Below are 13,303 nucleotides of genomic sequence, written 5' to 3'. Positions count from 1 at the left end.
GCCGCCCGTCGAGCGTAGGGACCCCACCATGACGGAAGAACTCCTCGTTTCTGTGGACGGGCACATCGTCGAGCCGCCCGATCTCTTCCTGACCCGACTCCCGAAGCACCTGCGGGATCGCGCCGTCTGGGAGGAGGACCTCACGATCGCGCCGCTCGGTGAGGACGGGCGCACCCACTTCCGGAAGCTGCACACGCCGGGGTTCGAGGGCTGGACGAACTCCGCCTACCCGCATTTCGACGGCTCGCCCAACACCGGCCGCCCCGAACGGATCCTCGACGACATGGACAGCGAGGGCGTCCGCGCGCAGGTGATGCACCCGAACCTGTCGTTCTTCGGCCTGTATTCAGATGATCATGAACTGTCGATGGCGCATGCCCGCGTGTACAACGACTACGTCGCCGAGACGTTCGCCGGCTACCGCGCGCGGATCGCGCCCACCGCCCCCATTCCGATGACCAATGTCGACGACGCGGTCGCCGAGATCGAGCGTGCCGCCGGACTCGGCCTGCGGGCGATTCTCCTGCCGGCGGTGTCCCCGGTGCCATACCACGCGAGAGAGCTCGACCGGGTGTGGGCGGCCGCCCAGGCAAACGGCCTGGTCGTGACGTTCCATGTGGCGACGGGCGGGGTGAAGGTGAGCCGGAAGGCGTCGCCGACGCTCCGGGGTCTCATGCAGACGGTCCAGACACAGAGCCAGCCGCTGGACGACAGCGCCGTCGTCGACCGCATCGTCTTCGCCGCGACCCAGCAGTCGTTGGCACCCCAGCACATCCTCGCCTCACTCGTGGGCGGCGGCGTGACCGACCGGTTCCCCGATCTGCATTTCGTCCTGGTCGAGTTCAACGCGAACTGGCTCGTGTCGTTCATGGCCGCGATGGACAAGGCCTGGACGCTGGGCATCGGCCAGGACCGCGACTTCTGGGTCGGCCTCTGGGACAACGACCGCGCCCAGGACGACCAGCCCGGCATGGCGCAGGTGTTCAAGCTCAACGAGCGGTGGCCCTACCCGCTGCGGCCCAGCGAGTACGTCCAGCGCCAGATCCACGTGTCGTTCCAGGAGGACCCGATCGCCCTCGCCTGCCGCCACATCACCGGCCTGTCCACCCTCGTGTGGGGCGTCGACTACCCCCACCCCGAAGGCACCTTCCGACGCACCCGGGAAGCCATCGCCGAGCAGTTCCGCGACGTCGGTCCCGCGGACCGGGCGGCGATCCTCGGCGGGACCACCGCGAAGCTCTTCGGACTCGAAGTCCCGGTCTCCGTATGAGCTCCTCCGACGACGGTGTCGGGGACGATCGCCGGGCGCTGCGACGGCTGCTCGACAAGGACGCCATCGTCGATCTCGTCCACCGCTATTCCTACTGCGTCGACCACAAGCTGAACGACGAGCTGGCCGCGCTGTTCACCGACGACTGCGTCATCGACTACGGTCCCGGCTCCGCGCCCGTCATCCACGGGCGGGCCGCGTACCGGAAACTGCTCGACAGCGCGATCCGCGACGGCGTCGACTACGGATTCGCCGCCACGAGCCACCACAACGCCAACGTGCTGATCGTGTTCGACACCGACGACCGCGCCACCGTCCGGACCTCGATGTACGCCTGGCACCGCACGCAGGCCGGAAAGACGCCACAGGTCTGGGGCTACTACCACGACGTCGCCGTACGGACAGCCGACGGCTGGCGGCTGCGCGAACGAAAGCTGCACCTGCTCGGGACCGACGGCTGGCACGACGACTACCACCGCGCCGAGCACACCTGCCCGGCGATCGCCGCCCCCAACGGCCAACCGTAGGGCAGCCAGACAGCGGCGCTCCCTACGCAGCTACGACAGTTCGATGCTGACCCCTGAAAGGCCGGGTCGGTCGGCTCGGTGACCTAGCGGAGCGCCTCTGCCGGTCGATCAAGAACGAAGGGGACCACGTAATGGCACGCATCGAGCCGCTTCCGCCCAGGCAGTGGCCCACGGAGATGCGGCAGGTTCTGGCCGCTCTGGAGCCTCCGGGCACGCCCAAAAAGCTTTCGTCGGAAGGCCGTTCGAAGGCCCTGAACACCCTGGGGACGTTCGCTCACCACCCGACGTTGTCGCGGGCGTTCTACACGTTCAACGGCCATCTCATGTCGACCAGCACGCTGTCCGGCCGGCAGCGCGAGTTGATCGTGCTGCGGGTCGCCGCGCTGCGCAACACGGGATATGAATGGTTGCAGCACACGTTCATGGCGCGTGACGAGGGCCTGTCCGACGAGGAGATCCAACGGATCGCCCTCGGCCCCGACGCCCCGCTGTGGGACCCGCTGGAAGCAGCGCTCCTGCGCTCCTGCGACGAACTGATCAGCGACGGCAAGATCAGCGACGACACCTGGAAGGTGCTCGCCGACAAGCTCGAGGTCAAGCAGCTCCTCGACGTGATCTTCACAGTCGGCGCCTACGAGACGCTCGCCTACATGTTCGGTTCCTGCGGCATCGACATCGACGACGACCTGCGCGAAGCCATCGCCCGGCGCTCGCCGACTCCCTAAGCGTGGCGCAGCCACCCAATTCGACCAGATCCGACCCCATCCGACGGGAGTCACCGATGTCCGTCACCGTCAGCCCGATCAGCTCCGAGGTCGGCGTCCAGATCACGGGACTCGCCGGCCATCAACTGGCGGACCCGACGGTCGCCGCCGACACCCGCAAGTACCTCGACGAGCACGGCGTCGTCATCTACCGCGAGACACACATCGGCGACGCCGACCTCGTCGCGCTCAGCCGCATGCTCGGCGAGGTCGTCGTCGCCCCGATGGGCGGCCAGCAGGACTTCCCCGAGATCTCCGCGATCTCCCTCGACCCGGCGCAGAGCACCCTGGCCGCCTACCGGACCGGGACCTTCTACTGGCACATCGACGGCGCCAACGACCCGGTACCCCAGAAGGCGACCCTGCTGACCGCACTGGAGGTCGCGACCGAGGGCGGCGACACCGAGTTCGCCAACCTCTACGCCGCCTACGACGGGCTCTCCGACGAGGACAAGGCCCAGTTCGCCGAACTCCGAGTGGTGCACAGCTTCGCGGCCACGCAGCGGCTCATCAACCCGGACGCGTCGGACAAGGTCCGCGCCAGCTGGGACAAGGTGCCCTCCCGGGAACACCCGCTGGTCTGGACCCGGCGCAACGGCCGCAAGTCGCTGCTCGTCGGCACGACGGCCGACCACATCGCCGGCCTGCCGGACGACGAAAGCCGCGCGCTGCTCGACCGGCTGCTCGACTGGGCCACCCAGCCCCGGTTCTCACTGCGCCACCAGTGGTCACGCGGCGACCTCGTCATCTGGGACAACACCGGCATCCTGCACCGCGCCCAGCCCTACACCGCCACCTCCCGCCGACTGATGCACCGCACCACCCTCATGGGCGAGGAAACCGTCGCCTGAACGCCCCGGCCGGAGCCTGCCAACCTGCGCGAGGCGCCCAGCACTCCCCGCTGGAGCAGGACCGTGTGCGCATCTCCTCACGACGGCGCGGACGGGCTCTGGCCCTCGAGCCGGATCAGGGTCAGCTGGAGCCAGGTGACGTAGGCGCGGACGGATGTGTAACCCCATTCGTGGGCAAGGAGATGGATCTCCCGGACGAATGTGGGATCGATCTCGGGTATTTGGGCGTCGAGGTGGTCCGGGTACTGGTGCATCCGGCCGTCCGGGCTGACGTTCGCGAGGCGGTACTCCAGTTCGGTACGGACCACGTCGATCGCGATCTGGCGGTCGATCTGACCCCCGAACACGAAGCGGAGAATGAAATCGGGGTCCATGGGCCGCGTCGCGGGCTGGTAGGGCGAGCGGGCCCAGGCCACCAGCTCCTGGCGTCCGGACTCGGTCAGCGTGTACACCTTCGCATCGGGCCGGCCGTCGCGCGGGTCGACCTCGAACTCGACGAAACCCTGCTCCGTGAGCCGGCCGAGACGGCGGTAGATCTGCGGTAGCTGAACTCCGTAGCCGATGAAACGCAGCTGCCCCTCCATCCCACGACGCAGGTCATATCCCGAGAGGCGACGGGTCGCCAGCATCCCGAGGATCACGAAATCGAGGTGCACGGCCCTCCTGCCGTCGAGAACCGCTGGTGGCGATCAGTTGTCAGAGGTCTCCTCCGAGGCGGCGGACTGATCGGAGAGGTTGCCGTGGGTCCGCGCCAAGGAGGTTGGTCAACGCTACGGTTTCGTCCCGGAAATGTGGGACGGCGCGGCCGGCGCCGGCCTGCGGGCCTGCGGGCCTGTCCGAGCGCCGCCGCGCGTCTCGGGTGGATCCGCGTCTGGCAGCCGTCCTGGGCCGGCCTCGCTCCTCCAAAGCTCCAGCCATCTGTGTTCCCGGGAACATAACTCTCGGGGTCAGGCGGTGGATCGGTCGAGATCCCGAGCGCAGCGGAACCCCGCGTGGCCGCTGGAGCTGTCGATGCTGTTCGCGGTGCGCGCGGCGACCCGGTAGCGGTTGCAGTAGGAGTCGTGGCACAGGTGCGACCCGCCGCGGATCACCTTGTCCCGCCCCGTCGGCGGCCCCGTCGGGTCGACCGCCACCGACCCCGGGTCGCCGTGGTCGGTCGTCCACCAGTCAGCGCACCATTCCCAGACGTTTCCCGACATGTTGTACAGGCCGAATCCGTTGGGCTGGTACGCGTCGACCGGGGCCGTGCCACGGTAGCCGTCGGCGGCGGTGTTCTTGGTGGGGAACGTCCCGCGCCAGATGTTGCATCGATACTCGCCCGCCGGGTCGAGCTCGTCCCCCCACGGGTAGCGGCGCCGCTCCAGGCCCCCGCGGGCCGCGTACTCCCATTCCGCCTCCGAGGGCAGGCGGGTGCCCGACCAGCGGCAGTACGCCGTGGCATCGTTCCACGACACGTGAACCACAGGATGGTCCTGCCGGTCGACCACCGAGCTGCCCGGTCCCTCCGGACGGTGCCAGCTCGCCCCGGTCACCCCGCACCACCAGAGCGTGCGTGCCGGGCGGGGGGCACCGCGGCGCAGCGCCGCGGGCAGGAAGCCCGCGAACACATACGACCAGCCGATCCGCTCCGCCTCCGTGACATAGCCGGTGGCGTCCACGAAGGCGGCGAACCGCGAGTTCGTGACCGCGTAAGGGTCGACGAGGAAGGACTCGACGCGGACCCGGCGCACCGGCCCCTCGCCGTCCGACGGAAACCCGTCCCTGTCCTCGCTGCCCATGAGGAACTCGCCACCCGCGACCACCACCATCCCTTCGGACGACGCGGGGCGGGCACGGCGCGCGGCGACGACCGCCGGCAGTCCGATGATCGGCGGCGCGACGACGGCACCACGCGACGGTGCGCAGCAGCTCGGCGGCCCCACGGCCGGCTCCGTCAAGGCGGCACCCCCTTGTCCATAACCTGTCGCAACTATATGTTCTCACACACATATCAGGCATAGCAGTACGTCACGGCGACGACGCCGGGAAGGACTCGCATGAAGGCGATCATGGTGATGTTCGACACGCTCAACCGACGGTTCCTGCCGCCGTACGGCGGACCGGACTGGGTCCACGCGCCGAACTTCACCCGGCTCGCGCAGCGGTCGGTCACGTTCGACACCTGCTACGCGGGCAGCATGCCGTGCATGCCGGCCCGTCGAGAGCTGCACACCGGCCGCTACAACTTCCTGCACCGCGGATGGGGTCCGCTGGAGCCCTTCGACGACTCCTGCCCCGAGCTGCTCGGCGACCACGGCGTGTACACCCATCTGGTCACCGATCACCCGTACTACTGGGCGGACGGCGGCGCCACGTACCACAACCGCTTCCGGACCTTCGAGCTGCTGCGCGGCCAGGAGGGCGACCCGTGGAAGGGACACGTCGCCGAGCCCGAGATCCCCGAGAGCCTCCGGACGCGGCGCGGAGAGGCGTGGCGGCAGGACTGGGTCAACCGCGGTTACCTCACCACCGAGGCCGACCAGCCCCAGACCCTCACCTTCGACGCCGGGCTGGAGTTCATCCAGACCAACCACGGCGAGGACAACTGGTTCCTGCAGGTCGAGACGTTCGATCCACACGAGCCGTTCTTCACCCAGGACCACTACAAGCAGCTGTACCCGCACGACTACGACGGGCCCCATTTCGACTGGCCCGACTACCAGACGGTCCGCGAGACCCCCGAACAGGTCGAGCACGTCCGCTACGAGTACGCCGCGCTGCTGTCCATGTGCGACCGCAATCTCGGCCGCGTCCTGGACGCGATGGACGAGCACGGCCTGTGGGACGACACGATGCTCATCGTCTGCACCGACCACGGCTTCCTGCTCGGCGAGCACGGCTGGTGGGGCAAGAACGTGCAGCCGTGGTACGACGAGACCATCCACACCCCGCTGTTCATCTGGGACCCGCGCAGCGGCCGTACCGACGAACACCGGCAGTCCCTCGTCCAGACCATCGACTTCGCCCCAACCCTCCTGGAGTTCTTCGGCGTCCAGGCCCCCACCGACATGATGGGCACCTCGCTACGCCAGACGGCCGCCGACGACACGCCGGTGCGCGAGGCGGCACTCTTCGGGCTGTTCGGTGGCCACGTCAACGTCACCGACGGCCGTTACGTCTACATGCGGGCCGCGGCTACACCGATGAACCAACCGCTCTACGAGCACACCCTCATGCCGACCCACATGCAGGCCCGGTTCTCACCGAAGGAACTCCGCGACGCCGAACTACTGCCATCCGGCACGTTCGCGTTCACCAAAGAGGCCCCCGTCCTCAGGTCACCCGGCCTGGCCCTCCCCAACACGAACACGTTCGGCAGCCTGCTGTTCGACCTGCACACAGACCCGGCCCAGGAACACCCCCTCGACGACGACGCGCTGGAACTGCGCATGACCCGCCTGCTCGTCGAACTCCTGCACGCCGCCGACGCCCCGCCCTCGCAGTTTGTCCGCCTGGGCCTGCCGTCCTCCGGCCCGGTGACCGCCGATCACCTCCTGGTACGGGCCCACAAACAGCGCATCGCCGCCGCGGCCGCCCAGCCGCCGCTACGCGCCGCGGACTTCCCCACCGGGCGCATCAGCGTGCACACCCCCATCGGCCAGCTCGCGGGCGACCCGAAAGCCGACCAGGTCATCCGCAACCACGGCCTCGGAATCCTGTTCGACGGGCCCCTGCTCCGCATGGCCGCCGGCGCCTCGCTGTTCATGCTCGCCACCGCCGCCTCGGGAGCTGTCCCCCGCGACCTGCTGCCCGCGATCGCCGAAGACCTCGCCGCGGTCGACGGGTAGGGGCCACCCACGAGGCTGCCGCGGATCAGGGTCGGCCAGTCGGGGTGGCCCGCGGCGCCCGCGGCGAAGACCTGCGCGATCCCGCGTCCGGTGCCGCTGCCGGCGCCGGCGGCGGCGGCGGCGGCCACTGCCGGCGCCGGTCACGATCGCGCAGCGTCCGGTCAGGTCGGTCAGGTCGGTCAGGGCCGCGGGCCGGGCTGGTCGGTCATGACGACTGTCCGGTGGTGTCGAGGTAGTCCGTCTCGGAGAACTGTCTGGACTCGGCAGCGCTGAATCCCCACAGCGAGTGGATGCTGGCGCCGCCGTCGACGATCAGTGTCTGCCCGGTGATGCGTTCGGCCAGGGTGGAGGACAGGAACAGCACCGCGTTGGCGATGTCGTGCGCTCGGGGTGCGGCGAGCGGGTTGATCCCGTTCACCGCGTACTCCCCCGGCGGCTGGTCCTCGTTGCCGCTGCCCACGTTGCCCGGGGCGACGGCGTTGACCCGGATGCCGTACCGGCCCAGCTCGTCGGCGAAGGTCTTCGCCAGCGAGATCACCCCGGCCTTCGCCGCGCCGTAGGGCGCGTGGTACCCGGCAGCCACGATGCCGTCGACCGAGGTGAGCGCGACGATCGAGCCGCCCGTGCCCTGCTCGATCATCTGCCGGCCGACGGCCTGGAACAGATAGAACACCTGCGACAGGTTCTCCCGGATCGTGGCGTCCCAGACCTGCGCCGTGAACCGCTCCGCGCCGTTCCAGGTGGCCCGGCCGATGATGTCGACGCAGACGTCCACCCCGCCGCCGAGCCCGCGCACGGCCTCCCCCACCGCGCGCTCGACCTCGGCGGGCACCGTCATGTCCGCGACGACCGGAAACGCCTTCCCACCCGCCTTCTCGATCTCCTCGACGATCCCGATCGCCCGGCCCTCGTCGATGTCGACGCAGGCGATGGTCGCCCCGGCCTCGGCTAACCTCAGCGCGGTGAAGCGGCCGTGCCCGGCGCGTTCGGGGATGTAGCCGGCGCCGGACACGATGGCGCGCTTCCCGGCCAGACCCAGATCGATCATTCTTGTGTCCCTCCGCGTGTGTCAGCTCGCCCCGTCGGGTAAGCGTCTCTCGTCCGGTCGCAGGCCGGCCCAGGGATACTGGCACCGCGCGGCGCGCCTCCACGGCGCCCCCTGGTGCCAGTCGGTGTCAGCCGGTGGTCACCGAGGTCGAGACCTGCACGTTGTGACGCTCGAGCTCAGGTATGACATATTTGCCGAGCAGCTCGATGGTGCGCATCACGGACTCGTGGGGCAGCCGCCCGAACTGGACGTAGCAGAGCAGCTGGTCGACGCCCAGATCGGCATAGCGGAGCATCTTGCGCAGGCACTCGTCGGGATCCCCGACGATAATCATGTCAGCCTCGCTGAACGTCCTCGGATCCGGCGGCGAGTTCCGCCGTTGTTCGAGGAGGGGGAACATCTTCTCCCGCGCTTCGGCGGGAGCGTGCGGGAATTCCCACTCCAGCGTGAACTCGGCCAGGTTCTTGTACCACCACCAGGTGGCGTCCCAGATCCCGTTCGCTTCGGCCTGCGCCATAGTGTCGGCGCAGTGGACCAACGTGTACACCGCGACGCGGTTGTTGACCAGGCGGGTGATCGGCTGCGCGTTGGCCGCGGCCTGTCGATAGCGTTGGATGGTCGCCGCCATCTGCTCCAGTGGCCGCATGATGGACAGCGAGAGAACACCCAGGCCCAACGCTCCGGCGGCCTCGGCGCTGCCGTCGCTCGACGCCGCCATCCAGCAGGGCGGATGCGGGTCCTGCACCGGCTTGGGCGTGATCATACGAACCGGAACCTCACCCGTCGCGGGGAACTTCCAGTACTTCCCTTCGAACGAGAAGTACTCCGACTCCCAGGCCGCGACGATGGCCTGGATCGCTTCTCGCACCTGTTCCTTGCTCTGTGGGATGTCCACGCCGAACGCGGTCTGCTCCATGGGCGTGGAGCGGCCGGTTCCCCATTCGACCCGCCCATTGCTCAGCACGTCGGCCGTGGCGACCTTCTCGGCCACCCGGACGGGTGACGTGAAGGCGTGCGGCAGAAGCGTGACGCCGAACCCCAGCCGGATCCGCTCGGTGACCTGGGAGAGCGCTCCGATGAGAACCTCGGGCGCCGGGCAGTGCGACCGTCCTTCGCGAAAGTGATGCTCCACGTGCCAGGTCGTGTGGAAACCCATCTCGTCGGCGAGGCGGATCTGGGCGATGGCCTCGCGGTAGGCGGCCTGCTCCGCCTCGCGTTGGCCGTGGGGATGGGGCCCCGCCCATGGCTTAGGGACGTCCACCTCGTAAAGCAAATCCAGTTTCATCGCGACCTCGTTTGTTATAGCAAACGATCCGGTTGATACTGCAATAACAGTAGACGTCGCTTCGGCGATGTCAACGGCCTCGACGCGGCCGGTCCGGGCCCGTTGACACCGGCGACCAGGCGCCGCTACGTTCCCTGGGCGAGGTCGCCGTTCCATGTACGAAACGCCGTTGCCTCGGCGTGCGGTGCGCGCTGAACCGCGGCCAGCGTCCGCGGCCACGCCAAGTGGATCAACGCCACCGTCAGCCGGAAAATAATCAAGCCGAGGACGGGCGCATGGGACGACAGGTACCCGCGGTCAAGCGAGCCATCGACTGGAAGGAGCTGACACATGGCCGACGAGGCCAAGGACCACCGCGGGCAGGACAGGCCCCGACAGTTCTTTTTCGACGTCAACGAGCTGGAGGGCCGCACGAATGTCGAGAAGCTCGGCGAGTCCGCCGAGGCTGAGAGGTTTCTCGAGTTATTAGGCCGGGACCTCGTTACGAGGACCATCCTTCAGTCAGCCAGCCTGTCAGTCTACCACGAGACCGCGAAACCAGGTGAGCGGGTCAAGTCGCATCGCCACGGGACACACCAGTTGAACTACATCCTGCGCGGCGAGCTGATCTTCGGCAGGCGGACAGTAGGCCCCGGCATGGGCTTCTACACCCCGGACATGCTCTATTCGTGGCGGGCCGGGGACGAAGGTGCCGAGTGGATCGAGATCCACTCCGGCGAGCCCGGCATCTTTACTCAGCAACGACCATCCTGACGACCGCGGTTCGCCGTGACATTCGAGCCCTTCGAGATAAGGATCGCCGAAGATCGGCTGAGGCTGCTTGGCGATCGGTTACGCACCGCGGTGTGGGCTGATGAGGCAGCCGGAACGGACGACTGGCACTACGGCGTCTCCGGGCGCTACCTACGGGACCTGATCGAACACTGGAGGAATGAGTACGACTGGCGTGGCCACGAAGCGGCGATGAACGGGTGGCCCCACGTCCGGGGCGAGATCGACGGAGTAGTCGTTCACGCGCTGTACGAGCGCGGCAGCGGGCCGGCGCCGCTCCCCCTGGTGCTCACCCACGGCTGGCCATGGACCTTCTGGGACTTCGCGAAGGTGATCGAGCCACTCGCCCACCCCGAGAACTTCGGCGGTGACCCCGCGGACGCCTTCGACGTCGTCGTGCCGTCGCTTCCCGGTTCGGTCTTCTCAGCTCCGTCGCGGGCTGGCATCGGCTGGCGGCAGACCGCGCGACTATGGGTCACTCTCATGGCCGAACTCGGCTACCACCGGTTCGGCGCGCACGGCGGCGATTCCGGCGCGTTCGTGACCGCCCAGCTCGCCCACGAGTACGCTGACCGCCTCGTCGGTGCACACCTTACGTATCCCGCGCTGCTCGGCGTGGACGTGGGTGGAATTCGCCGCGACGACTTCTCAGCGGACGAGGTCGGCTATTTCGATGCTCGCCGCGACCAGCAGGCGAATCTCACTCACTTCCTCACCCATACCCTGGAGCCGCAGACTCTCGCCTGGGCACTTCAGGACTCGCCCATCGGGCAGGCGGCATGGATGCTGCACAGGCGAAGGGCCTGGAGCGACTGCGACGGGCAGGTGGAGCGCCGTTTCACCCGGGACGAACTCATCACGAGCTTCACCCTCTACTGGCTCACGGGAACCGTCGGCAGCTCACTGCGGTTCTACGCGGACTCCTTCCGTACTCCATGGAAACCCGTCCACGAGCGCCAGCCGACTCTCCAGGCCCCGACAGGTATCGCCGTCTTCCCCCGCGAGCTCACCCACATCCCACGGGCCATCGCGGAACGGCACGCGAACCTCGTGCGCTGGACGAGAATGAGCACCGGGGGACATTTCGCCCCGGCCGAGGAACCCGAACTCCTCGTCGCGGACCTTCGCGCGTTCTTCCGCCCGCTGCGCGCGTAGGCAGGAGCTGAGACGCGTCCTGCCGCGCTGCCTCAGCTGAGGTGCCCCCTCTGCGCCGCGGTCGCGTCCCCGTCCGTGTCCGTCCGGGCAAGGACCTGAAATCGGGTTCTGGTGTCGGCGTTCAGAACTGATACTCCTCCCGCCACGGGCCCGCCAGATGGCCGCCGTCCACCACGAATGCGGCGCCGGTGCAGTAGGAGCTCTCGGACGATGCGAGAAACAGGGCCATCGCGGCGATCTCCTCGGGCCGTCCCATTCTTGGAATCGGTTGCCTCGCCACCACGCCGTCAAGCTGGTCCTTGACTGGAGAATCCATCACCAACGGGGTGGAGATGACTCCGGGATGAATTGAGTTGACGCGGATCCCCAGAGGGCCGAGCTCGATCGCGGCGGAGCGGGTCATACCGGTCACGGCGTGCTTGGACGCGACGTACGTGGTCAGGTTGCGTATCCCGACGAGGCCGTCGATGGACGAGATGTTGACGATCGATCCTCCGCCGCCCGCCGCCATGGCGCTGGTCGCCGACCGCATCCCGAGAAACGTTCCATGAAGGTTCACGTCGATGACGCGGTAGTGCTCGGAGAGAGGAGCGAGATGTAACGGTCCCCCGGCCCCGATGCCTGCGTTGTTGACCAGTACGTCGATGCGTCCGAAACGCTCGACCACCAGCTCGACGGCCCGCGACCATGATTCGGCCTCGGTCACGTCGAGATGGACGGCGATGGCTGACTCACCGAGCCGTTCGGCGAGGAGCGCCGTGGCCCGGTCGTTGACGTCGGCTAAGAAGACTGTTCCGCCTTCTTCGACGAAGCGGGTGGCCGTGGCTTCCCCTATCCCGCGGCCGGCTCCGCTCACCATGGCGACCATGCCCGCCAGCCGGCCCTCGCTCATCACCACGTTAGCTCCTCTCGCCGAGGTCACGTCTCGGCCATATAGGAAGGGCATGTCCACCATCGCCCTCGGGAACGTCGCCGATCACTCGTAGAGCCGCTCACAGCTACCCGGCGCCGAGGCGCGCGTATCGACTGCGGTAGTACAGGAGCGGCGTGACCTGCTCATCCTCGACCGCGTGTTCGTCGATTCTGCCGATCACGATCGTGTGGTCGCCGGCCTCGTGCAGGGTCTCGATCCGGCAGTCCATCCATGACGCGACCCCGGGCAGGATGGGCGCGCCGGAGCCCGACGGCCGCCAGCCGATGCCTCGGAAGCGGTCATCGCTCCGGCCGGTGAACTGGCGCGACAGCTCCTCCTGGTGCTCCGCGAGGATGTTCACGCAGAACCGGCCGGTGGCGCGGATCGCCGGCCAGGTCGTTGAGGTCCGCGCAGCGCAGAACAGCACAAGCGGCGGAGTCAGCGAGACCGCGCTGAAGGAGTTGGCGGTCAGGCCGACCGGGCCGTCCGTCGGGTGGACCGCGGTGACGATCGCGATGCCCGTGGCGAACGTGCCGAGTGTGTCGCGGTAGGCACGTGTGTGCACCTCGGTCTGGCTCATCGGCGCGCCATGTGGATGAAGGGAGTTGGGTCGAGGGCGGTCATGACGACCTCGCATTCGGCGTTCGCGGGCCGAGTGTTCGCGGCCCCGAGTCCACATTGTTTGCAATAGCAAACGTTTGAATTGTTTTAACAAACGTAATCATCCTCGCGAGCCCGTGTCAACCGAGATCTCACCCGTCCGGGCCGGCATTGACATCGCCGCCCACAGACCTACACTGGTCGCTATAGCAATCGGCATGTTTGGTATAGCGATCGAGAGCCTTGCGAGACCCGACCTCGTTCACAAGACGGACGTCCCGGCCTGCCGGCC

At 68.1% G+C, this 13,303-nt stretch carries 13 protein-coding genes; 7 read left to right on the top strand and 6 right to left on the bottom strand.

Annotated elements, in window-relative coordinates; genetic code table 11:
* The first annotated feature begins 28 nt into the window (after positions 1–28).
* The 4 genes from QOZ89_RS06270 (at position 29) to QOZ89_RS06255 (ending at position 3,412) form a co-directional block, all read left to right on the top strand.
* Positions 29–1,270 (top strand): amidohydrolase family protein, encoded by a 1,242-nt coding sequence (locus QOZ89_RS06270; RefSeq protein ID WP_312623252.1) that lies wholly within the window; start codon positions 29–31, stop codon positions 1,268–1,270.
* The gene (locus QOZ89_RS06265) at positions 1,267–1,797 is read left to right on the top strand and encodes a nuclear transport factor 2 family protein (RefSeq protein ID WP_071053681.1); all 531 of its coding nucleotides are present in this window, start codon (positions 1,267–1,269) and stop codon (positions 1,795–1,797) included. Before QOZ89_RS06270 ends, QOZ89_RS06265 begins: the two co-directional genes overlap by 4 nt.
* 131 nt (positions 1,798–1,928) lie before the next feature.
* On the top strand, positions 1,929–2,522 hold the full coding sequence (locus QOZ89_RS06260; RefSeq protein ID WP_071053682.1) for a carboxymuconolactone decarboxylase family protein: 594 nt from the start codon (positions 1,929–1,931) through the stop codon (positions 2,520–2,522).
* A 56-nt stretch (positions 2,523–2,578) separates the two neighbouring features.
* On the top strand, positions 2,579–3,412 hold the full coding sequence (locus QOZ89_RS06255) for a TauD/TfdA dioxygenase family protein (protein WP_071053683.1): 834 nt from the start codon (positions 2,579–2,581) through the stop codon (positions 3,410–3,412).
* Between the two features lie 77 nt (positions 3,413–3,489).
* Here QOZ89_RS06255 and QOZ89_RS06250 read toward each other — a convergent pair whose 3' ends face one another.
* Both QOZ89_RS06250 and QOZ89_RS06245 read right to left on the bottom strand, forming a co-directional pair.
* Entirely contained in the window at positions 3,490–4,068 is a 579-nt protein-coding gene (locus QOZ89_RS06250) for a PadR family transcriptional regulator (protein WP_071053684.1), read from the bottom strand.
* Positions 4,069–4,359: 291 nt separating this feature from the next.
* A complete protein-coding gene (locus tag QOZ89_RS06245; RefSeq protein WP_312623246.1) occupies positions 4,360–5,349 on the bottom strand; it encodes a formylglycine-generating enzyme family protein in 990 nt (329 codons plus the stop codon).
* 99 nt (positions 5,350–5,448) lie between these two features.
* On the opposite strand from QOZ89_RS06245, the gene QOZ89_RS06240 reads away from it, so the two are divergent.
* Positions 5,449–7,239: a sulfatase gene (locus tag QOZ89_RS06240; protein WP_071053685.1), complete on the top strand. Its 1,791-nt coding sequence runs from the start codon at positions 5,449–5,451 to the stop codon at positions 7,237–7,239.
* 205 nt (positions 7,240–7,444) lie between these two features.
* On the opposite strand, the gene QOZ89_RS06235 is transcribed toward QOZ89_RS06240, so the two are convergent.
* Together QOZ89_RS06235 and QOZ89_RS06230 are read right to left on the bottom strand one after the other, a co-directional pair.
* Positions 7,445–8,287 (bottom strand): SDR family NAD(P)-dependent oxidoreductase, encoded by an 843-nt coding sequence (locus QOZ89_RS06235; protein ID WP_083419950.1) that lies wholly within the window; start codon positions 8,285–8,287, stop codon positions 7,445–7,447.
* Between the two features lie 127 nt (positions 8,288–8,414).
* On the bottom strand, positions 8,415–9,572 hold the full coding sequence (locus QOZ89_RS06230) for an LLM class flavin-dependent oxidoreductase (protein WP_071053686.1): 1,158 nt from the start codon (positions 9,570–9,572) through the stop codon (positions 8,415–8,417).
* A 330-nt stretch (positions 9,573–9,902) separates the two neighbouring features.
* On the opposite strand from QOZ89_RS06230, the gene QOZ89_RS06225 reads away from it, so the two are divergent.
* A complete protein-coding gene (locus QOZ89_RS06225; protein ID WP_071053688.1) occupies positions 9,903–10,325 on the top strand; it encodes a cupin domain-containing protein in 423 nt (140 codons plus the stop codon).
* A gap of 15 nt (positions 10,326–10,340) precedes the next feature.
* A complete protein-coding gene (locus QOZ89_RS06220) occupies positions 10,341–11,498 on the top strand; it encodes an epoxide hydrolase family protein (protein WP_312623244.1) in 1,158 nt (385 codons plus the stop codon).
* A gap of 121 nt (positions 11,499–11,619) precedes the next feature.
* Here QOZ89_RS06220 and QOZ89_RS06215 read toward each other — a convergent pair whose 3' ends face one another.
* Both QOZ89_RS06215 and QOZ89_RS06210 read right to left on the bottom strand, forming a co-directional pair.
* Positions 11,620–12,390 carry an SDR family NAD(P)-dependent oxidoreductase gene (locus QOZ89_RS06215; RefSeq protein WP_071053721.1) on the bottom strand — a complete coding sequence of 257 codons (771 nt, stop codon included), beginning with the start codon at positions 12,388–12,390 and terminating at the stop codon, positions 11,620–11,622.
* A gap of 106 nt (positions 12,391–12,496) precedes the next feature.
* Complete coding sequence (locus QOZ89_RS06210; protein WP_071053690.1) at positions 12,497–12,991, bottom strand: flavin reductase family protein; 495 nt, start codon at positions 12,989–12,991, stop codon at positions 12,497–12,499.
* Between the last annotated feature and the right edge of the window lie 312 nt (positions 12,992–13,303).

The organism is Pseudofrankia coriaricola (assembly GCF_032027725.1).
Lineage (GTDB): Bacteria > Actinomycetota > Actinomycetes > Frankiales > Frankiaceae > Pseudofrankia.
This window is presented reverse-complemented; position numbering and strand designations above follow the sequence as displayed.